The organism is Streptomyces sp. NPDC059455, assembly GCF_042750115.1.
GTDB lineage: Bacteria > Actinomycetota > Actinomycetes > Streptomycetales > Streptomycetaceae > Streptomyces > Streptomyces endocoffeicus.
Genome location: NZ_JBHYVB010000028.1, coordinates 1 through 22,969, shown reverse-complemented (window position 1 = coordinate 22,969; position 22,969 = coordinate 1). Strand labels below are relative to the sequence as shown.

The 22,969-nt window shown below is 72.1% G+C and carries 22 protein-coding genes and 1 pseudogene; 10 read left to right on the top strand and 13 right to left on the bottom strand.

The window, feature by feature from the left end; all coding sequences use genetic code 11:
* Positions 1 to 266: 266 nt before the first annotated feature.
* Positions 267 to 539 carry a hypothetical protein gene (locus ACFXB5_RS12830; RefSeq protein WP_385206198.1) on the top strand — a complete coding sequence of 91 codons (273 nt, stop codon included), beginning with the start codon at positions 267 to 269 and terminating at the stop codon, positions 537 to 539.
* A 155-nt stretch (positions 540 to 694) separates the two neighbouring features.
* Here the strand turns inward: ACFXB5_RS12830 and ACFXB5_RS12825 are convergent, their stop codons facing one another.
* Positions 695 to 1,504: a ferritin-like fold-containing protein gene (locus tag ACFXB5_RS12825; RefSeq protein ID WP_385206195.1), complete on the bottom strand. Its 810-nt coding sequence runs from the start codon at positions 1,502 to 1,504 to the stop codon at positions 695 to 697.
* 203 nt (positions 1,505 to 1,707) lie between these two features.
* Here ACFXB5_RS12825 and ACFXB5_RS12820 point away from each other — a divergent pair.
* Together ACFXB5_RS12820 and ACFXB5_RS12815 are read left to right on the top strand one after the other, a co-directional pair.
* A pseudogene (locus tag ACFXB5_RS12820) lies at positions 1,708 to 4,123 on the top strand (DEAD/DEAH box helicase).
* Positions 4,124 to 4,252: 129 nt separating this feature from the next.
* The gene (locus ACFXB5_RS12815) at positions 4,253 to 5,119 is read left to right on the top strand and encodes an alpha/beta fold hydrolase (RefSeq protein ID WP_385206192.1); all 867 of its coding nucleotides are present in this window, start codon (positions 4,253 to 4,255) and stop codon (positions 5,117 to 5,119) included.
* A 58-nt stretch (positions 5,120 to 5,177) separates the two neighbouring features.
* Here the strand turns inward: ACFXB5_RS12815 and ACFXB5_RS12810 are convergent, their stop codons facing one another.
* Positions 5,178 to 6,107 (bottom strand): NYN domain-containing protein, encoded by a 930-nt coding sequence (locus ACFXB5_RS12810; RefSeq protein ID WP_201855272.1) that lies wholly within the window; start codon positions 6,105 to 6,107, stop codon positions 5,178 to 5,180.
* A 214-nt stretch (positions 6,108 to 6,321) separates the two neighbouring features.
* Between ACFXB5_RS12810 and ACFXB5_RS12805 the strand changes: the two genes are divergently transcribed.
* A complete protein-coding gene (locus ACFXB5_RS12805) occupies positions 6,322 to 6,474 on the top strand; it encodes a hypothetical protein (RefSeq protein WP_020868604.1) in 153 nt (50 codons plus the stop codon).
* Positions 6,475 to 6,547: 73 nt separating this feature from the next.
* On the opposite strand, the gene ACFXB5_RS12800 is transcribed toward ACFXB5_RS12805, so the two are convergent.
* From ACFXB5_RS12800 to ACFXB5_RS12785, 4 genes are all read right to left on the bottom strand, one after another.
* A complete protein-coding gene (locus ACFXB5_RS12800) occupies positions 6,548 to 7,153 on the bottom strand; it encodes a MarC family protein (RefSeq protein WP_385206189.1) in 606 nt (201 codons plus the stop codon).
* 103 nt (positions 7,154 to 7,256) lie between these two features.
* On the bottom strand, positions 7,257 to 8,111 hold the full coding sequence (locus ACFXB5_RS12795; protein ID WP_385206186.1) for a PHP domain-containing protein: 855 nt from the start codon (positions 8,109 to 8,111) through the stop codon (positions 7,257 to 7,259).
* Positions 8,112 to 8,254: 143 nt separating this feature from the next.
* Positions 8,255 to 8,896 (bottom strand): DUF6758 family protein, encoded by a 642-nt coding sequence (locus tag ACFXB5_RS12790; protein WP_201855269.1) that lies wholly within the window; start codon positions 8,894 to 8,896, stop codon positions 8,255 to 8,257.
* A 146-nt stretch (positions 8,897 to 9,042) separates the two neighbouring features.
* Positions 9,043 to 9,648, bottom strand: coding sequence for a suppressor of fused domain protein (locus ACFXB5_RS12785; protein ID WP_385206183.1), 606 nt, complete (start codon positions 9,646 to 9,648; stop codon positions 9,043 to 9,045).
* A gap of 449 nt (positions 9,649 to 10,097) precedes the next feature.
* On the opposite strand from ACFXB5_RS12785, the gene ACFXB5_RS12780 reads away from it, so the two are divergent.
* The gene (locus tag ACFXB5_RS12780; RefSeq protein WP_385206180.1) at positions 10,098 to 11,198 is read left to right on the top strand and encodes a magnesium and cobalt transport protein CorA; all 1,101 of its coding nucleotides are present in this window, start codon (positions 10,098 to 10,100) and stop codon (positions 11,196 to 11,198) included.
* Between the two features lie 120 nt (positions 11,199 to 11,318).
* On the opposite strand, the gene ACFXB5_RS12775 is transcribed toward ACFXB5_RS12780, so the two are convergent.
* A complete protein-coding gene (locus ACFXB5_RS12775; protein WP_385206178.1) occupies positions 11,319 to 12,278 on the bottom strand; it encodes a DMT family transporter in 960 nt (319 codons plus the stop codon).
* A gap of 85 nt (positions 12,279 to 12,363) precedes the next feature.
* Here ACFXB5_RS12775 and ACFXB5_RS12770 point away from each other — a divergent pair, with 85 nt between their 5' ends.
* Positions 12,364 to 12,909, top strand: a complete 546-nt coding sequence (locus ACFXB5_RS12770) for a hypothetical protein (RefSeq protein WP_385206175.1) — start codon at positions 12,364 to 12,366, stop codon at positions 12,907 to 12,909.
* Between the two features lie 76 nt (positions 12,910 to 12,985).
* On the opposite strand, the gene ACFXB5_RS12765 is transcribed toward ACFXB5_RS12770, so the two are convergent.
* Positions 12,986 to 13,732 (bottom strand): hypothetical protein, encoded by a 747-nt coding sequence (locus tag ACFXB5_RS12765; RefSeq protein WP_385206172.1) that lies wholly within the window; start codon positions 13,730 to 13,732, stop codon positions 12,986 to 12,988.
* Between the two features lie 200 nt (positions 13,733 to 13,932).
* Here ACFXB5_RS12765 and ACFXB5_RS12760 point away from each other — a divergent pair, with 200 nt between their 5' ends.
* The 3 genes from ACFXB5_RS12760 to ACFXB5_RS12750 are packed head-to-tail and all read left to right on the top strand — an operon-like array spanning position 13,933 to position 16,932.
* A complete protein-coding gene (locus ACFXB5_RS12760; protein WP_385206169.1) occupies positions 13,933 to 15,216 on the top strand; it encodes a magnesium transporter MgtE N-terminal domain-containing protein in 1,284 nt (427 codons plus the stop codon).
* On the top strand, positions 15,206 to 15,736 hold the full coding sequence (locus ACFXB5_RS12755; protein ID WP_262703599.1) for a DUF1003 domain-containing protein: 531 nt from the start codon (positions 15,206 to 15,208) through the stop codon (positions 15,734 to 15,736). Before ACFXB5_RS12760 ends, ACFXB5_RS12755 begins: the two co-directional genes overlap by 11 nt.
* 41 nt (positions 15,737 to 15,777) lie before the next feature.
* Entirely contained in the window at positions 15,778 to 16,932 is a 1,155-nt protein-coding gene (locus ACFXB5_RS12750; protein WP_385206166.1) for an Mrp/NBP35 family ATP-binding protein, read from the top strand.
* Between the two features lie 77 nt (positions 16,933 to 17,009).
* On the opposite strand, the gene ACFXB5_RS12745 is transcribed toward ACFXB5_RS12750, so the two are convergent.
* The 5 genes from ACFXB5_RS12745 to sigE form a co-directional block, all read right to left on the bottom strand.
* The gene (locus ACFXB5_RS12745; RefSeq protein WP_201855260.1) at positions 17,010 to 17,669 is read right to left on the bottom strand and encodes a hypothetical protein; all 660 of its coding nucleotides are present in this window, start codon (positions 17,667 to 17,669) and stop codon (positions 17,010 to 17,012) included.
* Between the two features lie 119 nt (positions 17,670 to 17,788).
* Positions 17,789 to 18,259, bottom strand: a complete 471-nt coding sequence (locus ACFXB5_RS12740; RefSeq protein ID WP_385206163.1) for a sec-independent translocase — start codon at positions 18,257 to 18,259, stop codon at positions 17,789 to 17,791.
* 99 nt (positions 18,260 to 18,358) lie between these two features.
* The gene (locus tag ACFXB5_RS12735) at positions 18,359 to 20,098 is read right to left on the bottom strand and encodes a trypsin-like peptidase domain-containing protein (RefSeq protein WP_385206160.1); all 1,740 of its coding nucleotides are present in this window, start codon (positions 20,096 to 20,098) and stop codon (positions 18,359 to 18,361) included.
* Between the two features lie 203 nt (positions 20,099 to 20,301).
* Positions 20,302 to 21,225, bottom strand: coding sequence for an anti-sigma factor family protein (locus tag ACFXB5_RS12730; protein WP_385206157.1), 924 nt, complete (start codon positions 21,223 to 21,225; stop codon positions 20,302 to 20,304).
* A complete protein-coding gene (sigE, locus tag ACFXB5_RS12725; protein ID WP_262703594.1) occupies positions 21,222 to 22,037 on the bottom strand; it encodes an RNA polymerase sigma factor SigE in 816 nt (271 codons plus the stop codon). The genes ACFXB5_RS12730 and sigE overlap by 4 nt, the downstream gene beginning before the upstream one ends.
* A gap of 130 nt (positions 22,038 to 22,167) precedes the next feature.
* On the opposite strand from sigE, the gene ACFXB5_RS12720 reads away from it, so the two are divergent.
* Positions 22,168 to 22,833, top strand: a complete 666-nt coding sequence (locus tag ACFXB5_RS12720; RefSeq protein ID WP_201855255.1) for an O-methyltransferase — start codon at positions 22,168 to 22,170, stop codon at positions 22,831 to 22,833.
* Positions 22,834 to 22,969 lie beyond the last annotated feature (136 nt).

Below are 22,969 nucleotides of genomic sequence, written 5' to 3'. Positions count from 1 at the left end.
CCGCCCCGCGGGCGGGGGGGCGGCGCCCCCCCCCGCCGGGTGGTGTGGGGGGGCGCTTTTTCACCCCACCCGCGGGGGGGGGGCGGTTCCAACAAAACCCCCCCCCCCCCCGCCGCTGTTTGCGCTCGCACGCACGCCCCCGGCTCGACCAGCGCCACAGACCACCCCCATGGGCAGGATTGCCTCCGGTCGGGCACGGGTAGGACGGGCGTGACCGACTCGTGATCACGTATCGGTCCCGGTCCGCTCACGGGAAGGACGCGCCAATGCTGTTCTGGGAAGCGCTCGCCTCGGTACTGATCGGTCTCGTCATCGCGTACGGGGCGCTCAACCGGCTCCCCCGAAGGCTGCCCGCACGGCGCCTCGTCCTGTCCACCGGCCCCGCCGCCGCGCTTCTGGGCGCTCTGCTGACCCATACGGTGCTGGGCTCGGGATACACGGCGGCCGTGCTGATCGTCGCGCTCGGCTTCGCGGCGGCGCTGCTGTCGCTGCTCATCCGCCCGGCCAGGACGCGCCGCCGGCGATCGGTCCCGGCGTAAAGCCGTAGGCCCGTAAGGCCGTAGGCCCGTTAGACCGCAGGTCCGTAAGCCCAGGCCCTTGGACACAGGCCCTCAGTCCCTGTCCGACCGGGCTCCGGAGTGCCATCGGCCGCCGGAGCCCCCCGTTCCGTAGTCGTTTCCGCAGTCGTTCGAACCTAGGCGGAGAGCCCCAGGGCGGCCATCCGCTTGGTGTGGGCCTCGGTGATCCGGGAGAACATCCGGCCCACCTCCGCCAGGTCGAAGCCGTCGGCCAGCCCGCCGACCAGCATCGTGGAGAGCGCGTCGCGGTCCGCGACCACCCGCTGGGCCTGCGACAGCGCCTCGCCCATCAGCCGCCGTGCCCACAGCGCCAGCCGCCCGCCGACCCGCGGATCGGCCTCGATCGCGGCCCGCACCTTCTCGACCGCGAACGAGGCGTGGCCGGTGTCGTCCAGCACCTGGACCACCAGATCGCGGGTGTCGGAGTCCAGCCGGGCCGCGACCTCGCGGTAGAAGTCACTGGCGATCGAATCGCCCACATACGCCTTGACCAGGCCCTCGAGCCAGTCGGACGGCGCGGTCTGACGGTGGAACCCGTCCAGCGCCGCCGCGAACGGCTCCATCGCCTCCGTCGGCTCCTCGCCGATCGCCGAGAGCCGCCCCCGAAGTCGTTCGAAGTGGTGGAACTCGGCGGACGCCATCTTCGCCAGCTCCGCCTTGTCCTCGAGGGTGGGCGCCAGCTTCGCGTCCTCCGCCAGCCGCTCGAAGGCGGCCAGCTCGCCGTACGCGAGGGCGCCGAGCAGATCCACCACGGCGGCCCGGTACTGCGGATCGGCGGCCGCCGTGTCCCAGTCCTGGGCGGCGATCCCGGTGGGCTCCGGGGCCTTCTCCCCGTCGCCCTTCCCCGGAGCTGCGTCGTCCCCGGCGCGGTCCCCGGTGGTCGCGGCGGGCGTCTCAGGTGTGTCAGGCGTCTCCATGGAGCGCACAATAGCCCGCTCCGCGCCCCGGGGAAGGCCCTGGTCAGCCATGCCCACGGAGGCCCCGCATCGGACAGCCCGGTCACAGATGCGCGCTTACGGGGTACAGTGATAAATGCGCCCGTCGAGTATCGGCGGGTTGTTCCACGAATGCGGATGCCCGGTCGGTGGCCCGATCGGCTCCAAACCCGACCGCCCTCCGCGCGGCGCACATCTCTTGTGCGCATGGCAGGAGGGACCCGCTCGCGGCGTGTGCGCTCGAGCGAAGGCCGTGGTCCCGCGCCGAATCGGCCGTCCCCAAGGCCGGTGCACCCGGGCGCCGTGCGACCCCCTTCGCCGCCTCCCGCCGCGCTCACAGAAGAGGCAAGCATCCTGACCACCTTCCGAGAACTCGGGATCCTCCCCGAGACTGCCGAGGCCCTGGAAGCCGTCGGCATCACGTCCCCGTTCCCCATCCAGGAGATGACGCTTCCGGTCGCCCTTTCCGGCACCGACGTCATCGGCCAGGCCAAGACCGGCACCGGCAAGACGCTGGGCTTCGGCCTCCCCCTGCTGGAGCGCGTCGTCGTCCCCGCGGACGTCGAGGCCGGCCGGGCCAAGCCCGAGCAGCTGACCGACGCCCCGCAGGCGCTCGTGGTCGTCCCCACCCGCGAGCTGTGCCAGCAGGTGACCAACGACCTGCTGACCGCCGGTAAGGTCCGCGCCGTCCGCGTCCTGTCGATCTACGGCGGCCGCGCCTACGAACCGCAGGTCGAGGCCCTGAAGAAGGGCGTCGACGTGGTCGTCGGCACCCCGGGCCGACTGCTGGACCTGGCGGGCCAGAAGAAGCTGCGGCTCTCCTCCGTCAAGGCGCTCGTCCTGGACGAGGCCGATGAAATGCTCGATCTGGGCTTCCTGCCCGACGTCGAGAAGATCATCCAGCTGCTGCCCGCCAAACGCCAGACGATGCTCTTCTCGGCCACCATGCCGGGCCAGGTCATCTCGCTGGCCCGGCGCTATATGTCGCAGCCCACGCACATCAGTGCCACCGCGCCGGACGACGAGGGCGCGACCGTGGCCAACATCACGCAGCATGTCTTCCGCGCCCACTCCCTGGACAAGCCGGAGGTCGTGGCGCGGGTGCTCCAGGCGGAGGGCCGCGGCCTCGCGATGATCTTCTGCCGTACGAAGCGCACCGCCGCCGATATCGCCGATCAGCTCGCGCGCCGTGGCTTCGCCTCCGGCGCGGTCCACGGCGACCTCGGCCAGGGGGCGCGCGAGCAGGCGCTGCGCGCCTTCCGTAACGGCAAGGTCGATGTGCTGGTGTGCACCGACGTCGCCGCCCGCGGCATCGACGTCGAGGGCGTCACGCATGTGATCAACTACCAGTCGCCCGAGGACGAGAAGACCTATCTGCACCGCATCGGCCGTACGGGTCGCGCGGGCGCCTCGGGCATCGCGATCACGCTCGTCGACTGGGACGACATCCCGCGCTGGCAGCTGATCAACAAGGCGCTGGACCTGCCGTTCAACGACCCGGAGGAGACGTACTCCACCTCCGACCACCTCTTCGAGCTGCTGAGCATCCCCCAGGGCATCACCGGTGTGCTCCCGCGTGCCGAGCGCACTCGGGCCGGGCTCGCCGCCGAGGAGGTCGAGGACCTGGGCGAGACCGGTGGCCGTGGCGGCCGCGGCCGCGGCCGGGCCGCCGCCGCCCCGGCCGCGGAGGAGCGCCCCGCGCGCAACCGCCGGGTCCGGCGCCGCACCCGTGGCGGTGTGACCCAGGACGGCGCGGGCGCCCCGGAGAGCGCGGAGGCGGCCGAGGCCGCCGCCGACACCGCCGAGGGTGCCACCGAGCCCCGTCGGCCCCGCCGACGCCGCCGTACGCGCGGCGGCACGGCGACGGCCGGCTCCGAGGCGGCCACGGCCGCCGTCGACACGGCGGAGGCGGCCCAGCCGGAGGCGGAGCCCGCCGAGGCCGACGCCAAGCCGCGCCGCCGCCGCACGCGGAGCGCGAGGGCCGCCGAGGCGGCCGAGAGTGGCATGGCTGAGTCCACGGACACCGCGCACGCCGCCGAGGCGGCGGAAGCCGCAGTGACGGCTGTGACGACGGTGGAGGCTCCGGAGGCCGTGGAGGCCCCCGCGAAGCCGCGCCGCCGGACTCGCGTCAAGGCCACGGAGGCCGTCGAGACGGCCGAGGGCACCGAGGGCACCACCGAGGCCGCCGAAGCCACCAAGCCGCGCGGCCGCGCCCGTAAGGCCACCGAGGCGGCGGAAGCCGCCGTCGAGACGGCCGAGGGCACCACCGAGGCGACCAAGCCCCGGCGCCGCACCCGTAAGGCCACCGAGACGGCCGAGACCGCCGTCGAGACGGCCGAAGGGACGACGGAGGAGGCCAAGCCCCGGCGCCGCACTCGCGCCGCCGCCAAGGCCGACACCGCCGACGTGCAGCCGGAGGCGGAAGCGGAGGCCGCCGAGGCTCCCGCCAAGCCGCGGCGCACCCGCGCCAAGGCGACAACGGCCGCGGAGGCCGCTGTCGCGAGCGCCGAAGGCAGCACCGAGGCCGCCGAGGGTGACGAGGCCACCAAGCCCCGGCGCCGTACGCGCGCCAAGGCGGCCGAGACCGTCGAGGCCACGGTCGAGAGCTGATCCGGCACAACACAACAGCACCACGGCGCTACGCCGCAGCAACACGCCCAGGGGCCCGTATCGCGACACCGCGGTACGGGCCCCTGGGCGTTCATGTGCCGTTTCCCGCGGGCTGTATAGCCTCGTCCCATGAGCAGGCCGCCCTTTCTCACACTGCCCGCGAGCGCCCGCGCGTACCGTCTCCGGACCGCGCGCGGCGAGTTCGCCGTCCATGACGCGCGGCCCGCCTCGGCGGCGCGCGGGACCGTCCTGCTGGTCCCGGGGTTCACCGGGAGCAAGGAGGACTTCATCGCGCTGCTGGAGCCGCTCGCCGCGGCCGGTTTCCGGGCCGTCGCCGTCGACGGCCGGGGGCAGCACGAGAGCCCTGGCCCCCGTAAGGAGGCCGCGTACGCCCAGGACGAGCTGGCGCAGGACCTGCTCGCGCAGGTCACCGCCCTGAGCGCGGCGACCGAGGACCCCGTCCATGTGCTCGGGCATTCGCTCGGCGGGCTGATCGCGCGGGCCGCCGCACTACGCGACCCGGGGGCGTTCGCCTCGCTGACGATCATGAGTTCCGGCCCGGCGGCCATCTCCGCCCCGCAGCGAGCCCGGATCAAGCTGCTGATCGACGCGCTGACCGTGATGGACATGGAGTCCGTATGGCAGGCGATGCGCGAGCTGGATCCACCCGAGGCCGCCGATGAGTCGACACCGCCCGGGGTGGCGGAGTTCCTGCACCAGCGCTGGCTCGGGACCGTACCGGAGCAGCTGATCGTCACCGGGCGGCAGCTGTCCGACGAGCCGGACCGGGTCGATGAGCTGGCGGCGCTGCGGCTGCGCGTCCATGTGCTGTCGGGCGAGGCGGACTACGCCTGGCCGGTGCCGCTGATGGACGAGATGGCCGGACGGCTGGCCGCCCGCCGGACCGTGATCGAGGGGGCCGGGCACTCCCCCAACGCCGAGCGGGCCCATCCCACCGCCGACGCCCTGATCTCCTTCTGGCACGACATCGGCTGAGCACCAAGACGTCGGCTGAGCCCGAAGCCCACCCAAAACCGCGCAAAACCCCGCAGGGTCAGTACTGCGCCTGCAGATGCTCCCAGAAGCCGTCCCGCAGCGCGCGCCGCAGATCGGCGTGGGCGCGCAGCGAGAGCCGCAGCAGCCCCTCCGCGTCGATCAGCAGCTCCTGGTCCACGGAGCCGGGCAGATACGGATGGCCCGGCAACAGCTCGGCGAGGGTCTCACGGCCGCGTGAGGACAGCCACTGGGCGGCGATCTGCGCCCCGACGAAGCGCACCTCGTCCCGGGTCGGGGCGGGCCCGCACAGGGGCGCGTCGCCGTTCGGCTCGTAACCGGTGGCGCGCCGGGTGACATACGGCTTGCAGAAGTCGAGGTCGAAGGTGCGCTGGCTGTCGACCTCCCACAGCAGCGGCTCGGCCTGGTTGCGCCCGTCGAGGGCCTCGATGCCCCAGAGGTGGACGCGTGCCCCGTAGCCCTGGGCCGCCTCGACGGCGGAGACGAGGTCCTCGTCGCCGCCGATCAGCACGGCGTCGCCGATGGCGCGGTGGCGGGCAAGGGACTCCAGGTCGGAGCGGATGAGCGAGTCGACGCCCTTCTGCTGGTTGTTGGCGTTGAGGTTGCCGAGCCGGACCTTGACATCGGGCAGCTCCGCGATGCCCTGCTGTTCCGGGGTGTGGATCCGGCGCCTGGCGCCGTCGAACCAGTAGACGCGCAGCAGCCTGCTGTCCGGGAAGATCATGCGCGCCTTGTCGATGAACGCCTCGATGATCCCCTCGGCGTCCAGCTCGAACGCCCGGCGGTCCTCCGTGCCCGCGACCAGCCGCCCGGCGGCCGCGTAGACATACCCCGCGTCCACGAAGATCGCGTGAGTCGAGGGGGTGGTCGCGACCTCGGCGAGTACGCGCTGCAGCAGCTCGTTCGTGCGCTCGATGCCCGCGACGATCGAGGCGAGGTCTTGTTGGCCCGGAGGCATGGCTTCACTCATACGCGGTTCATTCTCCGGGCGGCTCCGTGAGGGGCACAACCGGACCCTGCCCCGGCTACCAGCGGATACTTAGGCTGCGAAAAAATTTTATTAGCGTAGGGAATGTTTTCGGGGGACCCTCTGGTTGAACACGTACAGGAGGGCGCGGCAGCGACGCTGCGCGACTCCGTACACATCAGTTCTCCTTCAGGAGGATCAGACGAAGGGAGAAGCCTTGCGCTTCGAGATCATGCGCCTGGACGACATCGATGGCAGCGCCATCGAGAGCACCGTCGTAGACGCCGCCTCCGTCAACCGGATCGTGCAGCAGGCCGCCGCAATCGGCCAGCGCATCTACATCCGTCCAGCCGACACCGCCGCCCGGTAGTGCCGTAAGGCCCTCCCAGCAGCACAGAGCGTCGAGCGCCCCCGTACAGACGGTACGGGGGCGCTCGCGCGTGTCAGGCGGTGTGGGCCACCTGGATGACGCCGTTGATGATCTGCTGGACCGCGATGGCGGAGAGCATCATGCCGGACAGCCGGGTGACCAGCACCACTCCCCCTTCCTTGATCACGCGGATGATCAGCAGCGAGTAGCGCATGGTGACCCACAGCACGACATGCATGGCCGCGATCGCGGTCCACACCGCCACCTGATCGCCGATCCCATGGGTGTGCTGGACGGCGAGGATCACCGAGACGATCGCGCCCGGCCCGGCCAGCAGCGGCATGCCGAGCGGGACGAGGGCGACATTGACGTCCTTGGTCTGGGTCGGCTCGTCGTTCTTACCGGTGAGCAGATCGAGCGCGATCAGCAGGAGCAGCAACCCGCCCGCGATCATCAGCGCGGGGACCGAGACATGCAGATAGTCGAGGATCTGCTGGCCCCCGATGCCGAAGACGGCGATGACACCGAAGGCGACGGCCGCCGCCTGGCCCGCCATCCTGCGCTGCACCTTGGCCGGGCGGCCCGAGGTCAGCGCCAGGAAGATGGGCGTGATGCCCGGCGGGTCCATGATCACGAACAGGGTGAGGAAGAGGGAGCCGAAGACGGCGAAGTCGAACACGGTGAATGGCCTTGCGTGGGCGAGCAGCGGTGCGGGTGCCGATGCGGTAAGGGAGACGGAGGAAAGACGGAGCAGAGGGAGAGGCAGAGGGAAGAGCGGGGGCTCAGCCGCCCGCGCCCGGCACCGGGAAGGCCCCGGTCGCCCGGCGCACGATCTCCCCGTAGATCTCGGGGTCGGTCGTGTACTCGCCGAGCCGGCAGGTCTTACGGCTGCCGTGATAGTCGCTGGAGCCGGTGGTGAGCACGCCGAGCTCGGCGGCGAGACCGCGCAGCCGCGCACGGGTGTCCTCGGCGTGGTCCATATGGTCGACCTCGATACCGTCGAGGCCCGCCGCCGCCAGCTCGCCGATCGCGCTCTCCGGTACGCACTGGCCACGCTTGACGGCCAGCGGATGCGCGAAGACCACGACCCCGCCGGCGCCCTTGACCAGCCGGATGGCCTCGAAGGGGTCCAGCTCGTGCTTCTCCACATGCGCCCGGCCGCCGTCGGCCAGCCAGTCCTGGGTGAAGGCGTCCGAGACGCTCTCCACGACGCCCAGCTCGACCAGCGCGGTGGCGATGTGCGGCCGTCCGACGGCCCCGTCCCCGGCGATCTCCGCCACCCGCTCCCAGGTGATCGGCACGTCCAGCTCGCGCAGCTTCGCGACCATCGCGCGGGCCCGGGGCACCCGGTCGTCGCGCACCAGCTCGCGCTCGCGCGCCAGCTCGGGCTCGGCCGGGTCGAAGAGGTACGCCAGCATGTGCAGGCTCACCCCGTTCAGACGGCAGGACAGCTCGGCGCCGGTGACCAGCGTCAGCCCGGAGGGCAGCGCCTTCGTCGCCTCCTCATAGCCGCCGACGGTGTCGTGGTCGGTGAGCGCGACGACGTCCAGACCCTGGGCGCCGGCGTTCCGTACCAGCTCGGCGGGGGTGTCCGTACCGTCCGACGCAGTGGAGTGGGTGTGCAGATCGATGCGCACGGCACGGGCTCCAAGCTGCGTTCGGGATGGACCGAGGGGACGCCCCAGCATAACCACGCCCGTACCTGCCCGCGTCGACGGGCCCTGACCTGTGCATGACGTACCAGCACATGCATGACGTACCAGCCCAGAGGCGAACGGGCTCAGGGCGAGAGCAGCCTCGGGGAGAGCGCCCCGCAGGGCACCAGATCGACCTCGGCCCCCGCGTCCCGCAGATCGGTGAGCACCATCTCGTCATACATCAGCAGCCCGGTCTGCTCGGGCCAGACGACCGCCCACAGCCACAGCCCGCACGCCTCGCCCGCGAAGACCGCGCGGTCGTCCGGGGTGCCCTCGACATGCCACAGCGGGGTGGGCCGACCGGCGGCCAGCACCTTGACGTGCGGCGGCTTGTCCACCCGCATCCCCGGCCCCGGATCGGGCCCCGGGAGGCCCGCGAAACGCGCGCCGAGGCCGACGCCCAGCTCCTCGGCGATCAGCAACAGCTCACCCGGGCCGCCCAGCGGTCCGGGGCCGGAGCAGGCCACGGCGGTGGCGCGGCCACCGCTGCGATCGTCCCCGGCGCAGGCCACACCGGTGAACAGCCAGCCCACGGGCAACGGCCACGGCATCCATACGGGCACCCGGGCACGGTTGGTGACGACCACGAGTGCTTCGACGCTCGGCGGGACGACCGGCTGGAGGGGGTGCACCATGCCGTGCACACCGCACTGCCAGGAGTCGGCGAAGAGACCGGGCGCTCGCACCCGGCCACCGCACTTCGGGCAACTGGGTTCGCCCCTCATAGGGCCCCACGGTCCTCCCCGGTCGTCGCCGCGTCAAGGACGATCACCCGTCCGGAGGTCACTTCCCGCACCAGTTCCCGTCCGGCCCCGCCGCGGTACCCGTACGGCCCCGCGCCCGGGGGCATTGCGGGGCTTCCATATGGATCTCAGTCCGACAACGGCACCCCGGTCCGCACCGGGTCGCGCAGATCCGTGCCGTGCCGCAGCCAGCGGTCCTGGAGGGCGCCGGCGCCGTGCACCCGCTTCCACGCCGCCTCGTTCGTGGTCATCGGCAGCATCGGCAGGAAGCGCACCGGCTCCAGGGGCTCCAGCAGTTCCAAGTCCTCGACCAGGCCGCCCGGTTCGGCGACCAGGACGGAGCTGAAGGGCGCCCCGGGCCACAGCGGCCCGCCGAGGTCCAGCGACGCGCCGGGGGTCACCACGACCCCCTCGACCTGGGGCGAGGCGGCCAGCACGGCGAGCGGGCGGAGCACCTCGTCGAGGACGGAGAGGTCGGGACCGGAACCGCCCGTCCTTACGGTCAGCACCAGCTCGGCGCGCGGCCCGCGCAGCGGGTCGGCGACGGCGGCGGTCGGGCTGGTCATCGGATGGTCCGACATGCCGAGGGTGGCGTAGCGGATCACATCGCTCTCATCGCGGAATCGCAGCACCTCAATGCGGTCGGTACCGACGAATGTGACGGCGGCGCGGGCGTCCGGCTCGCCCAGCGCGGTGATCAACCGGGCCTCGACCAGCTGAAGAACGTCTGACATGCGGTGAGCATAGATCGCGTATCGAACAGGCAAAGCGGCGACGTAACGGTTCTGCCGACTGATAGCCTTAATCTCTGCCCAGGGAGTTACAGATCGTCCCCCACGGGGGACCGGCCGGAGGAGGTGGGGCTGCGGTGGATCCTAGTCGACCGTGCAGTACCGACAGTTCTCCCGCCATTTCCCCTTGGTATGCGACTTCATGATCTGAGCCTTCCGTACCCCGCCGCTGGGCGGTGAAACACGCGAAGCCCACTCGCATCCAGGGCATCTGACGGTAGAGCGCCTTCGTACCGCTTTGTTCAGTTCCGAAGAACCTTCCGTCAGCGCCATCGCACGGAACGCCGCCCGCTTTGCGGACGTACGGACACGGGATGTCGTACGTCCACCTTCCGGGTGCCGCGTTGCGCCGCGCGCCCGCCGCTGACGGCCGGCCTGTGAAGGAGCCCGTCATGTCGATGATCCGTGACCTGCGTGCAGCCGTTCGGCCCGCCCTGCGCCGTTCCCGTACCGCCAGCGACTACGACGCGACGCGTGACCCGTCGGTCACCAGCGCCGTGGTCGACTGCGGGGTCTACCGCGACGGCAGGCGGGTCAGCGAACACGTGAGCCCGGCGAAGGCCATGGAGCGGGTCCGCGAGGAGGGCGGGTTCGCCTGGATCGGGCTGCACGAGCCGACCGAGCGCGAGTTCGCGGGGATCGCCCAGGAGTTCGGGCTGCACCCGCTGGCCGTCGAGGACGCGGTACAGGCGCACCAGCGGCCCAAGCTGGAGCGGTACGACGACACCCTCTTCACCGTCTTCAAGACCATCCACTACGTGGAGCACGCCGAACTCACCTCGACCAGCGAGGTCGTGGAGACCGGTGAGGTGATGTGCTTCACCGGCCGGAACTTCATCGTGACCGTCCGGCATGGCGGCCAGGGCTCGCTGCGCGCCCTGCGCCACCGGCTCCAGCAGGACCCGGAGCTGCTCGCCAAGGGCCCCTCGGCGGTGCTGCACGCCATCGCCGACCAGGTGGTCGACGGCTATCTCGCGGTCGCCGACGCGGTCCAGGACGACATCGACGAGGTCGAGATCGACGTCTTCTCCGCCGCGACCTCCCGGCGGGGCGGCGACGCGGGCCGGATCTACCAGCTCAAGCGCGAGGTCCTGGAGTTCAAGCGGGCCGTCTCGCCGCTGCTGCGGCCGATGCAGCTGCTGAGCGAGCGTCCGATGCGGCTGGTGGACCCGGACATCCAGAAGTACTTCCGGGATGTCGCGGACCATCTGGCGCGGGTCAACGAGCAGGTACTGGCCTTCGACGACCTGCTGAACTCGATCCTCCAGGCCAATCTGGCGCAGGCCACGGTCGCGCAGAACGAGGACATGCGGAAGATCACATCCTGGGCGGCGATCTTCGCCGTGCCGACGATGATCGCGGGGATCTACGGCATGAACTTCGACTACATGCCGGAGCTGCGCTGGAAGTTCGGCTACCCGACCGTGCTCGTCGTCACGGTGGGCATCTGCTTCGCGATCCACCGCGGCTTCAAGCGCAACGGCTGGCTGTAGGGCCGGACGGCGGGCGGGCCCTCATCGGCCGGGTCGGGCCCACGCCCATCAGCCGGGTCGGGCCCACGCCCATCAGCCGGGTCGGGCCCACGCCCATCGGCCGGGTCGGGCCCGCGCCCATCAGCCGGGTTCGTTCGACGCGCCCTTCCCGTCCGCCATGATGACCAGCCCGAGTCCGACGAGGATCACCGCGAGCGCCGGGTAGGCCGCCACGGGCGGCATCTGGCCCAGCCACAGGGCCGCGATCAGGGCCGCCCCCGGCGTCTCCAGCAGGATCGCGGTCGAGGTGACGGACGGGCCGAGGCCCTTGACCACCCGGTTGATGAGGGTGTGCCCCAGCAGCTGCGCGGTGACCGTCAGCGCGGCCAGCCGCAGCCAGGTGGTGCCGCTGTAGCCGCCGAGCTCCGCCCCCGCCACCAGGCAGGTCAGCAGCAGGAGCACGCTGGTGGTGGTGTAGCAGACGTAGGCGTACGCGGTGGTGCTCACCGAACGGCGCACCTCCGCCCCGAGCAGCACGTACCCGGCCGCCGCGATCCCGCCCAGCAGCGCGAGCCCGTCGCCCAGCAGCGCGCGCGGCGAGGCGGACAGATCGACCCCGGTGAGGATCACCACACCGAGGATCGCCAGCCCCATGCCCAGCCAGGCGAGCGTGGGCGGGCGGTGGCCGCGCAGCCGCAGCAGCAGCGCCGTCCAGATGGGGGTGGTGGTCACCAGCGCGGTCGAGGAGGCCACGGAGGTCATGTGGAGGCTCGGCAGCCAGGCCCCGAAGTGCACCGCGAGCAGCGCCCCCGCCCCGACCGACAGCAGCGCCGTCCGGCGGCCCATCCCGCGCAGCTCGCCCCGGTGGCGCCACAGGGCGAACGGGGTGAGCGCGCCCACCGCCATGGCGTTGCGCCAGAAGGCGATGGCGAGCGCGGGCGCCACCGTCGCGGCGGCCAGCGGCGCGGAGAGCGAGACCCCGGCGATGGCGACCGTAAGGAGCGCGACATCCACAGGACCGCTGTGGAAGCGGCCACCGTCACCGGGTGCGGTGGGCGTGGCGGTGGGGGCTGAGGCGCGGGCTGCACGGGCAGTGGGCACGCGGCCAGGGTAAGGCGCGTGGCCCTGCTACGGAACTGACATTTCACGGGCTGGGACGGGGGTGTGGCTGGCCTAGGCTGTCGGCATGACGCAGACGCCGATGGACCGTGCCCTTGTCGAGGAGGCGGCCAAGAAGTCCGCCCTCATCTGGGTCCAGGGCACCGAGGGTGCCCCGCGCGCCCTGTGGCACATCTGGCACGAGGGCGCGGTCTGTCTCGTCGGGGACGGGCCCGCCGAGCAGCCCCTGAAGGACCTCGGGCTGGCCGACGGCGGCAGCGCCACCGTGACCGTGCGCAGCAAGGACAAGGGCGGGCGCCTGGTGAGCTGGTCCGCGCGGGTGGTCGAGCTGGCCCCGGGCGGTGAGGCGTGGACCGCGGCGGTCGACGAGCTCAAGGGCAAGCGGCTGAACGCGGCCGACGCCGACCACATCGCGGAGCGCTGGGCCCATGAATGCCGGGTGCTGCGGCTGGAGCCCGCGCCCGGGGCGCTCGCCGAGCACCCCACCGGCTCCCTGGCGGCGGCCCCGCTGCCGTCCCCGGCGACCACCCGCCACCCGATCCCGGCGGCGCTCCCCAAGCTCCTGACCCGCCGCAAGAAGCGGGCCCGTGACGCCCGTAAGGACGCGCCCTAGCAAGCTGACGCCCGTAAGGACGCGTCCTAGCAAGCTGACGGCCGTAAGGACGCGCCCTTACAAGGCGCACCCGCGCCTACGGCGTCTCCGGGATCTGCTGCCCGTAGTCGAGCACATGGCCCTTCTCCGGGGCGGTGAGCTTGAAGCCCTTGTTCCAGTCCGCGAGCCGGATCACGCCCGCGCCGCCCGCCCGCTGCAGCCGCAGCGGATAGGGCCTTCCCTCCAGGGAGACGTCGAGCGAACCGCCCTCACCGGCCTTACCGGCGCTGATGTTGATCGTCCGCACGCCGTCCACCTGCCCGTGGTCGCCTGTGGCGATCTTGCCGTGCATTCCGAGCAATCCGTCGAGCAGCAGCTTCATATCGGTGAAACCGCTGAGCCGCTGGTAGGAGGGGTCGCCGGAGGGGACCTTCACATATTTGTCGTCCAGCTTGCCGGCCGCGTTGCCCACGCCGCCGCCGTCACTCTCGCCGTCGTGCGACCAGAAGCCCGCGTCGGCCTTGAGGTAGAGCTCCTTGCCGACGCGCAGCAGCTCGAAGCTGGAGCCCTTGGTGGAGACCTGGCCCGTGCCGCCGTCGGCCTTGAGCCGCATGTCCAGCTTGTAGGTGGCTCCGCTGGTGACGAGGCTGCCGGAGAGCCGCACCGACCGCGCGCCGGCGGCCGCCTGACGGGCCCTGCTCTCGATCTTCGTGGCGGGGAGCTTTCCCACGCCGTTGGTCCCCGCGTCGGGGTCTTTCTCCCCACCGCCGCCGCCACACGCGGCGAGCGTGGCGGCCAACCCCGCGCACATCGCCGCAACGACAGCCCTGTTCCGGGTGCGCACGTCCGCTCTGCCTCCTGATGCCGGTGCAGTAGGGCAGCGTACCGGTGCCGTCCCGCGGTGTCCGCAGGGTGCCGCGGTGCCCTCGCCCGGCGGCAGGGCAGGTGCGGGCACGTTAGCCTGAACCCGGTGAAGAGCGGATCATTGCCTTGAATGACCACGAAACCTGACAAGGAAGCCCCAGATACGAGGGGAGGCAGGGCATGCCGGCAGCCACCCCCCGGGTCTTCGTCTCGCATCTCGCGGGCGTCGCCGTCTTCGACCCGAACGGCGACCAGGTGGGGCGGGTGCGCGATGTCGTGGCGATGCTGCGGCTGGCCGGGCGCCCGCCGCGGGTGCTCGGCCTGGTGGTCGAGGTGATCGGCCGCCGCCGGATCTTCCTGCCCATGACCCGGGTGACCGGTGTGGAGTCCGGCCAGGTCATCACCACCGGTGTGCTCAACATGCGCCGCTTCGAACAGCGCCCCACCGAGACCCTGATCCTCGGCGAACTGCTCGACCGCACGGTGCGGCTGGTCGAGACCGGTGACCCCGTGACGGTCCTGGACGTGGCGATGAGCCAGCTGCCCGCGCGCCGGGACTGGGAGGTCGACAAGGTCTTCGTCCGCCGCGGCAGGACCCGCGCGCTGCGCCGCCGCGGCGAGGCGCTGACCGTGGACTGGTCGGCGGTCACCGGCTTCTCGCTGGAGGAGCAGGGGCAGGGCGCGGAGAACCTGCTGGCCACCTTCGACCAGCTGCGCCCCGCCGACCTGGCCAATGTGCTGCACCACCTGTCCGCCAAGCGCCGGGGCGAGGTGGCGGCCGCCCTGGACGACGAGCGGCTCGCGGACGTCCTGGAGGAGCTGCCCGACGACGACCAGGTGGAGATCCTCGGCAAGCTCAAGGAGGAGCGCGCGGCCGACGTCCTGGAGGCCATGGACCCCGATGACGCGGCCGATCTGCTCTCCGAACTCCCCGAGCCCGACAAGGAGCGGCTGCTGGACCTGATGCGCCCCCGGGACGCGGCGGACATGCGGCGGCTGATGTCGTACGAGGAGGGGTCGGCGGGCGGTCTGATGACGACCGAGCCGATCGTGCTGCGCCCGGACGCCACCGTCGCGGACGCGCTCGCCCGGGTGCGCGACCAGGACCTGACCCCCGCGCTCGCCGCCCAGGTCTATGTCTGCCGCCCGCCCGACCAGACGCCCACCGGGCGCTATCTGGGCATCATCCACTTCCAACGGCTGCTGCGCGACCCGCCGTTCACCCTCGTCGGCGCGGCCGTCGACTCCGATCTGCCGACGCTGCCGCCGGACACCCCGCTGCCCGTCGTCGCCGGCCATCTGGCCACGTACAACCTGCTCGCGGCGCCCGTCGTGGACGAGACCGGCTCGCTGCTCGGCGCGGTGACGGTCGACGACGTCCTGGACCATCTGCTGCCGTCCGACTGGCGGGAGCGCGAGCTGCACGCCGGGATGGCCCTGCCGGAGGCCGCCGATGGACGGTGACGGCGGCCGTCTGGACCGGCCCAAGGCGCGGCGCCGCAGCCCGCTGCCGCGCTGGGACCCCGAGGCGTTCGGCAAGGCGTCGGAGCGGATCGCGCGCTTCCTGGGCACCGGGCGGTTCATCGCCTGGATGACGGCCTTCGTGGCCTTATGGCTGCTCTGGAACATCCTGGCGCCGCCGCGGCTGCGGTTCGACCCGTTCCCGTTCATCTTCCTGACGCTGATGCTGTCGCTCCAGGCGTCGTACTCCGCCCCGCTGATCCTGCTGGCCCAGTACCGGCAGGCCGACCGGGACCGGGTCAATCTCGAACAGGACCGCAAGCAGAACGAACGGTCCATCGCCGACACCGAGTTCCTCACCCGGGAGATCGCGGCGCTGCGGACGGGCCTGGGCGAGGTGGCCACCCGTGACTGGCTCCGCGACCAGCTGGCGGACCTGCGCCAGGGGCCGGACGGCGGCCGGAGCGCCCCGCGGCCGGGCGGCCACGGCGAACCCCGGCCGAGTGAGGAACGCGACCGCTGACGACCGTCCGCGCCCCACCCACGGCGCCGTACCATCTCCGTATGGCTACCGACACCCTCCCAGCGCCGAGCGAAGACGCGGTACGCGCCGCGCTCGCGACGGTCAACGACCCGGAGATCCACAAGCCGATCACCGAACTCGGCATGGTCAAATCCGTCGAGATCGCGGCGGATGGCTCGGTCGCCGTGGTGGTCTATCTCACGGTCTCCGGCTGTCCGATGCGGGACACGATCACCAGCAATGTGCGGACGGCGGTCGCCGGGGTCGAGGGTGTGACCGGAGTCACGGTCGATCTCGAGGTGATGAGCGACGAGCAGCGGCGTGAGCTGGCCGCCTCGCTGCGCGGTGGCCAGGCCGAGCGCGAGGTGCCCTTCGCCAAGCCCGGCTCGCTGACCCGGGTGTACGCGGTGGCCTCCGGCAAGGGCGGGGTCGGCAAGTCCTCGGTGACGGTCAACCTGGCCGCCGCGCTGGCCGCGGACGGGCTCAAGGTCGGCGTGGTGGACGCCGACATCTACGGCCACTCGGTGCCGCGCATGCTGGGCGCCGACGGACGGCCCACCCAGGTCGAGAACATGATCATGCCGCCGTCGGCGAACGGCGTGAAGGTGATCTCGATCGGGATGTTCACCCCGGGGAACGCCCCGGTGGTCTGGCGCGGGCCGATGCTGCACCGCGCACTCCAGCAGTTCCTGGCCGATGTCTACTGGGGCGATCTCGATGTGCTGCTGCTCGACCTCCCCCCGGGCACCGGCGACATCGCGATCTCCGTCGCCCAGCTGGTGCCCAACGCCGAGATCCTGGTGGTGACCACGCCGCAGCAGGCCGCGGCCGAGGTCGCCGAGCGGGCCGGCGCCATCGCCGTCCAGACCCATCAGAAGATCGTCGGCGTGGTGGAGAACATGTCCGGGCTGCCCTGCCCGCACTGCGACGAGATGGTCGACGTCTTCGGCACCGGCGGTGGCCAGGCGGTCGCCGACGGGCTCAGCCGGACCACCGGGACGACGGTGCCGGTGCTGGGCTCCATCCCGATCGACGTACGGCTGCGCGAGGGCGGCGACGAGGGCAAGCCGGTCGTGCTGACCGACCCCGACTCCCCGGCGGGCAGCGCGCTCAAGGCGATCGCGGGCAAGATCGGCGGCCGCCAGCGCGGCCTCGCGGGCATGTCGCTGGGCGTCACCCCGCGCAACAAGTTCTGAGCGGGCGCGCTCGGCCACGGCCTACGGCTCGGGGGCGGTTTCCTTGGGGAGACCGCCCCCGAGCCATACGTACGCCCCTACCCGTCGTAGCGGGCGATGTCCTTCACGACGGCGAAGCCCAGGCCGTAGGCGCTCATCCCGCGCCCGTACGCCCCGATGTGCACGTCCTCGTTCGCCGTACCGGCCAGCACCCAGCCGTACTCCGACTCGCGGTAGTGGAAGTCGGTCGGCACCCCGTCCACCGGGAGCGACAGCTGCGACCAGCTCTCGCCCTCCAGGTCGTCCGCCAGCTCCCAGGCGATCGCGGTCTGCTGGTCCAGCCAGTCCTGGCGCAGCGCCCGCTCCATGCGGGTCGGCCAGGTGCACGACAACAGACCGGAGCCGGCCAGCCAGGCGGCCGAGGAGACCGAGGTGGCCTCCAGCTTGCCGGTGCCGTCGGCGCTGTCCCGCCCCGGGCGGCTGGCCACGGTGACGACCACCGTGAAGCGCTGCTGGTCCATATCGGTCTCGACCTTCAGGGACGGCTCCTCGCCATGGCCGGTCGAGCCGTACTCGACGATGCCGTCCGCGGCCGCCCCCACCTGCATCAGCCAGCGGGGGCCGGTGAACGCCTCGTCAAGCCCGTACCAGGGGAAGGCGGCCATCAGATAGCCGTCGACGCTCCGCCGGGCGTCGGCCGGCATCCCCTGCGCGGCCGCTGCCACCCCTCGTTCCCCTAGCCGACCCGTGGTCTCCATGTGCGCGCGGCCTCCTCGTTTGCCCTGCGTCGTGGGCGGCCCGCCCCCCTCGGGCGACCCTCACCCCGGACAAAGGGAGGATAGCCATACGGGTCAACCAGGCCGGGCATACGGGGGGATCAAGTGGCGTCGGAGTCGAAAGGCGGGCGCTCCTCGCGCCTCGGCTCCTCGCGCTTGCGCAGCAGGTCAGGCGTGCTGGAGTCGTCCTTGGACAGGGACAGCGGGGTGGTGTCGGAAGCCCCTGAAGAGCCCTGCGGCGGATCACTCTCCCGGCCGTGCACCGCGTCGGCGACCTCCGCCATCTCCTTGCGGAGGTCGAAGCCGTTACGGATCTCCTTCAGGCCGAGCTCATCGGAGTCCATCACGTGCTTGCGCACGAAGGTCTTGGGGTTGAGGTCCTCGAACTCGAAGTCCTTGAACTCCGGCCCCAGCTCGGAACGGATGTCCTCCTTGGCGCTGTCGGAGAACTCCCGGATCTTCCGGATGAACTGTGTCACGTCCCGAATCACCTTCGGGAGCTTGTCCGGGCCGAAGACGAGCACCGCAAGGACAACGAGCGCGACAAGCTCGAGAGGTCCTATGTCCAACACCTTGCAGCTCCTCAAGACGTCTGGGCCCCGGCCTGGGCCACTCAATACCGTACCTGGCGGTGGGGGCGGCGCGGGAGACGGCCGGGCCAACAACGGGCGTCAGCCGCTACTCGCCGAGCCCAGGGTCAGCTCCGCGGCGCGCTCCTTGCCGTCGCGCCTGACGGTGAGCCCGAGCCGGTCCCCGGGGCGGTGGCTGCGGATCTTCACGATCAGCTCCTGTCCGCTGTGCACCCGGACGCCGTCCACCTCCGTGATCACGTCACCGGGCTCGATCCCCGCCTTGTCGCCGGGGCCGCCCGCGGTGACCGGCGCGCCGCCGCCGGCGCCCTTGGTGTTCACCCGGGCGCCGTCACCCGTGTAGCCCATGTCGAGGGTGACGCCGATGACCGGATGGGTGGCCTTCCCGGTGTTGATCAGCTCCTCGGCGACCCGCTTGCCCTGGTTGATCGGGATGGCGAAGCCCAGGCCGATGCTGCCGCCCTGGCCGCCGCCGAGACCCGAGCCCTCGTCGGCCGCCCGGATCGCGCTGTTGATCCCGATGACCCGCGCCTTGCGGTCGACCAGGGGGCCGCCGGAGTTGCCCGGGTTGATCGGGGCGTCGGTCTGCAGCGCGTCGACATAGCTGACATCGCTGCCGTCCTCCTTCTCGCCACCCGCCGTGATGGGGCGCTCCTTGGCGCTGATGATCCCGGAGGTGACCGTGCCCGCCAGGTCGAAGGGGGCGCCGATGGCCACGACGGGGTCGCCGACGCGCACCGAGTCGGAGTTGCCCAGCGGCAGCGGAGTGAGCCCGGAGACTCGGTCCACCTTGATCACCGCGAGGTCGTACCCGGTGTCCCGGCCGATCACCTCGGCCTTGGCGTCCTGGCCGCCGTTGAAGGTCACCGATATCTCGCCGTCCGTGCCGGCGGGCTGGACGACGTGGTTGTTGGTGAGGATGTGGCCCTGCTTGTCGAGGACGAAGCCGGTGCCGGTGCCCTCCTCCGCGCCGCCGCGCACATGGATGGTCACCACGCCGGGCAACGACCTGGCGGCGATCCCGGCGACGCTGCCCGGGGACCTGGCCTCCTTCTCCACCGGGGCCTGCGGCAGCTTCACATCGACGCCCCCGGAGGCGCGGTCCCGCTCCGCGTAGGCGCCGATACCGCCGCCGAGGCACCCCGCGACCAGGGCGATCAGCAGGACGGCGATCCAGGCGCCGCGGCGGGAGACGGTCTTCCGCTCGCGCTCGGCGGGCGGCGGAACCACGGTCCAGGGGTCGTAGCCGCCCCACTGGGCGCCCTGGGCGGGCTGCGCCATGGGGACGCCCTGGTGGCTCTGGTGGCCCTGGTGGGGCTCTCCGGGGCCCGGAGGCAGCTGTGTGCCGTGCGGAGGGGTCATCCCGGGGTGCCGCGGCATGGGCGGGGGCGCGCTCTGGCCCGGTACGGGCCCCGCGGCGGACGGCACCGGCGTGCCGTGCGGCGGGGTCATCCCGGGCGCCTGGGGAGGCGTCTGGGGCGGCGCCTGGGCCATTCCGGGCGGGACATGCGTGCCCTGCGCGGGGGTCGCCACCGGGTGCTGTACGGGCGGGGCCGGGGCCCACGGCCCCGGCCCGCCGTAGGGCGGGGTGCTGTACGGGTCGGGCTCATGCAACGGCCGGGGCGCCCGCTCCTCGGGCGCCGGGCCCGCCACCGGGTCGTCCACCGGCTCCGGCGCCACCTGCCCGGCGGCCGCCTCCGTACGCTCCTCGGCGCCCTGCGCCGCGTCGTTCGGCCGGTCGCCGGGTCGCGCGGCGGCCGGGCGGCTCCACCACCTCGGCTTCGGCTTGGGCCCAGGGGCCTTGGCCATCGGCTCGTCCATGATCTCCCCAAGTTCCCGCAGACAGGCAGGGACCGCACCCGTCCGGGGGCATACATCGCCGCCTCCGGGTCGCGCTGCCCGGAGGCGATTCAATCAGGTCCGTCGGCGCTCGCGCAGGGCGGACGAAAAGACCTTGTCATGATCGGCAAAGACACGGGCGGCCGGAGACTGGGCGCCGGGCCCGCCGTCGTACCGCTTCCGCGCTACTTCGGGGGTGCGCTGACCCCGAGGTACGGCGAGCCGCCCGACGCGGGCCCGGACGGGACCTCCATCTGGGTCGGCCGGGGGGCCGGGGGCGTGGAGTTCGACGTCCGCAGCAGCTCCGTGACCGACAGAATCGGCTGTATCAGCGGATTCAGCGCCGCCACGGGCTGGCGCAGGGACGATGGGTACGGGGTGGCCGTCGGGGACGGGGCGACCGTGCTGGTGTCCGTGGTGGCCAGCAGGCCCACCTCCTGGCGGGTGCGCTCCCGCACGCCCGCGTTCACGGCGGTGTCGGCGCTCATCGGGGAGACCGCGGTGTCGGCGCCGTCGGCCGAATTGCCCGGGGGGGCGACCGCCGCGTCCAGCGGCAGGGCCGCGCCGAGCGCGAAGGCCGCCAGGGAGACCGCTCCGGCCGCCGCGAAGGCGAACCTGCGGCGCGGAGCGGGGCGCTCGACCTCATGGATCCGGAAGCCGCGCTGACGCGAGGCACGGGCCGACGCCGCCGGTGCGATCGCGGTGCCCGGAGGCATCGCGGGCACGAAGGCGAACGCCCGCTCCCGTCTCTCCTCCGGCTCCCGCACATCGCGCAGCTCGCGCACGTCCCGCGACCCGCCGCGCAGATCGCGCGGACCGAAGACGCCCGAGCCCCCGAACGGGGAGCCACCCATACCGTCATCGCCGCCCGCGGCCGGCAGGCCCTGCAGACGGGCCAGAAAGCCCTCCGACGGTGCCGGGGGCGCCGTCTGGGCGAACACGTTTTTCAGCCGACGCTGAGCATCGGCCTCCGCCTTGCACTTGCAGCAGGTGGCGAGATGGGCGAGGACGCGCTCCCGCGCGTCATGCCCCAGCTCACCGTCGACCAGAGCCGCAAGGCGGTCGCCGAGATGCTGCTCGGCGGGGGACGGACCGCCTGATCGGGTCACGCGATTCCGACCTCCCCGCTCAGCCGGGGGGCCGTGACACCCGGCGCCACCGCGGCGACCTCATGCTGCTGCCCGGTCCGCGCCGCGGGGGCGCGGTGCTGCAGCGCCTTGCGCAGATGCGAGCGGCCGCGGTGGATGCGGCTGCGCACGGTGCCCAGCTTGACGCCCAGGGTGGCCGCGATCTCCTCGTACGACAGCCCCTCGATGTCACAGAGCACCACGGCGGCCCGGAACTCCGGGGCGAGGGTGTCCAGCGCCTGCTGCACATCCGCGTCGAAGTGGGTGTCGTTGAAGTGCTGCTGAGGAGAGGGCTCGCGGCTGGGGAGCCGCTCCGCCGCGTCCTCGCCGAGCGCGTCGAAGCGGATGCGCTGCCGACGGCGGACCATGTCGAGGAAGAGATTGGTGGTGATGCGGTGCAGCCAGCCCTCGAAGGTGCCAGGGGTGTACGTCGACAGCGAGCGGAAGACGCGGACGAACACTTCCTGGGTGAGATCCTCGGCATCGTGCTGGTTACCGGTGAGCCGATAGGCCAGGCGGTAGACCCGTGCGCTGTGAGTGCTGACGATCTCCTCCCAGGTAGGAGGCGTCCACGCCGCATCCGCATCCGTGGCGAAGGTCGCGGTGGTGGCGGACTCGGCGAGGGGCGCACCTCCCGTGCCCTTCGGGCTACGGGGGTGAGAACGGTCAGCGGTGTTGGTCACGGATTTCGGCTCGCCCACTGACCTGCGAAAGCGCTTCAGCACTCTCCGGTCACCGGCCGCAGCCGCACCTCCCCTGTCGGCTCTGGTGGTGTCCAGTAGAGCCCCTACCATATCCACCTCGCCCGTTAGCTCCGGATAAGCATTTTTGACCTGCATTTGGTCGTGATCCATACGGTCCCCCCGGCTTCTACAACGCCTGGTCCCATCTGCGGGTTCCCGTGCGCAGCGGATACAGTCACCGTTGCGCCAACTACGGGGACAGGAGAGGGTCATTACCGGCAACCGGCAGACGAGCTGGGCGTTCGCCGACGCGTTCGTCGCCGAGGACGAAGCCCTTCACTGGGCCCGTGACCGGGCCCGGGAAGCAGGGCTGCGCTCGGTGTCGGCGGGCACCGGCGCCGCGCTGCGGCTGCTCGCTGCCACCGCCGACGCCAAGGTCGTCGCCGAGATCGGCACCGGAACGGGCGTCTCCGGAATCCATCTGCTGCGCGGAATGCGCCCGGACGGCGTGCTGACCACCGTGGACACCGAACCGGAGATGCAGCAGTTCGCCCGGCAGGCGTTCCGCGAGGCCGGGTTCACCGGGAACCGGGCGCGCTTCATCCCCGGCCGCGCCCTCGATGTCCTGCCCCGGCTGGCCGACGGCGGATACGACCTGGTCTTCTGCGACGGCGACCGGCTGGAGGTCCTGGACTACCTCGCCGAATCGTTGCGGCTGCTGCGGCCCGGCGGGCTGGTCTGCTTCGAGGGGGTCTTCACCAACGGACGGACCGTGGACTCCACGGCCCAGCCCACGGAGGTGCTGCGGGTGCGCGAGCTGCTGCGGACCGTACGGGAGTCCACCGTGCTCCAGTCGTCCCTGCTGCCGGTCGGCGACGGCCTGCTCTGCGCGGTCAAGCGGGGCTGAATCCTCGCGGCCGGACGGAGCCGAATCCTCACGGCCGGAAGTCGGGAACGGCCGGAGCGGCCGGGAACGGCCCGTCCGCCGCCTCCGGCGGAACCCCGTACAAGCGCTGCCCCGGCGGTCGGTACCTGACGTACCG

Bases quoted from the DNA above. Each gene is read 5' to 3' on its own strand.
- ACFXB5_RS12770 (WP_385206175.1), top strand. From the start codon at position 12,364: ATGACGCAGACGCCGATGGACCGTGCCCTTGTCGAGGAGGCGGCCAAG.
- ACFXB5_RS12760 (WP_385206169.1), top strand. From the start codon at position 13,933: ATGCCGGCAGCCACCCCCCGGGTCTTCGTCTCGCATCTCGCGGGCGTC.
- ACFXB5_RS12745 (WP_201855260.1), bottom strand. From the start codon at position 17,669: ATGGAGACCACGGGTCGGCTAGGGGAACGAGGGGTGGCAGCGGCCGCG.
- ACFXB5_RS12750 (WP_385206166.1), top strand. From the start codon at position 15,778: ATGGCTACCGACACCCTCCCAGCGCCGAGCGAAGACGCGGTACGCGCC.
- ACFXB5_RS12830 (WP_385206198.1), top strand. From the start codon at position 267: ATGCTGTTCTGGGAAGCGCTCGCCTCGGTACTGATCGGTCTCGTCATC.
- ACFXB5_RS12790 (WP_201855269.1), bottom strand. From the start codon at position 8,896: ATGAGGGGCGAACCCAGTTGCCCGAAGTGCGGTGGCCGGGTGCGAGCG.
- ACFXB5_RS12755 (WP_262703599.1), top strand. From the start codon at position 15,206: ATGGACGGTGACGGCGGCCGTCTGGACCGGCCCAAGGCGCGGCGCCGC.
- ACFXB5_RS12810 (WP_201855272.1), bottom strand. From the start codon at position 6,107: ATGAGTGAAGCCATGCCTCCGGGCCAACAAGACCTCGCCTCGATCGTC.
- ACFXB5_RS12815 (WP_385206192.1), top strand. From the start codon at position 4,253: ATGAGCAGGCCGCCCTTTCTCACACTGCCCGCGAGCGCCCGCGCGTAC.
- ACFXB5_RS12735 (WP_385206160.1), bottom strand. From the start codon at position 20,098: ATGGACGAGCCGATGGCCAAGGCCCCTGGGCCCAAGCCGAAGCCGAGG.
- sigE (WP_262703594.1), bottom strand. From the start codon at position 22,037: ATGGTAGGGGCTCTACTGGACACCACCAGAGCCGACAGGGGAGGTGCG.
- ACFXB5_RS12785 (WP_385206183.1), bottom strand. From the start codon at position 9,648: ATGTCAGACGTTCTTCAGCTGGTCGAGGCCCGGTTGATCACCGCGCTG.
- ACFXB5_RS12780 (WP_385206180.1), top strand. From the start codon at position 10,098: ATGTCGATGATCCGTGACCTGCGTGCAGCCGTTCGGCCCGCCCTGCGC.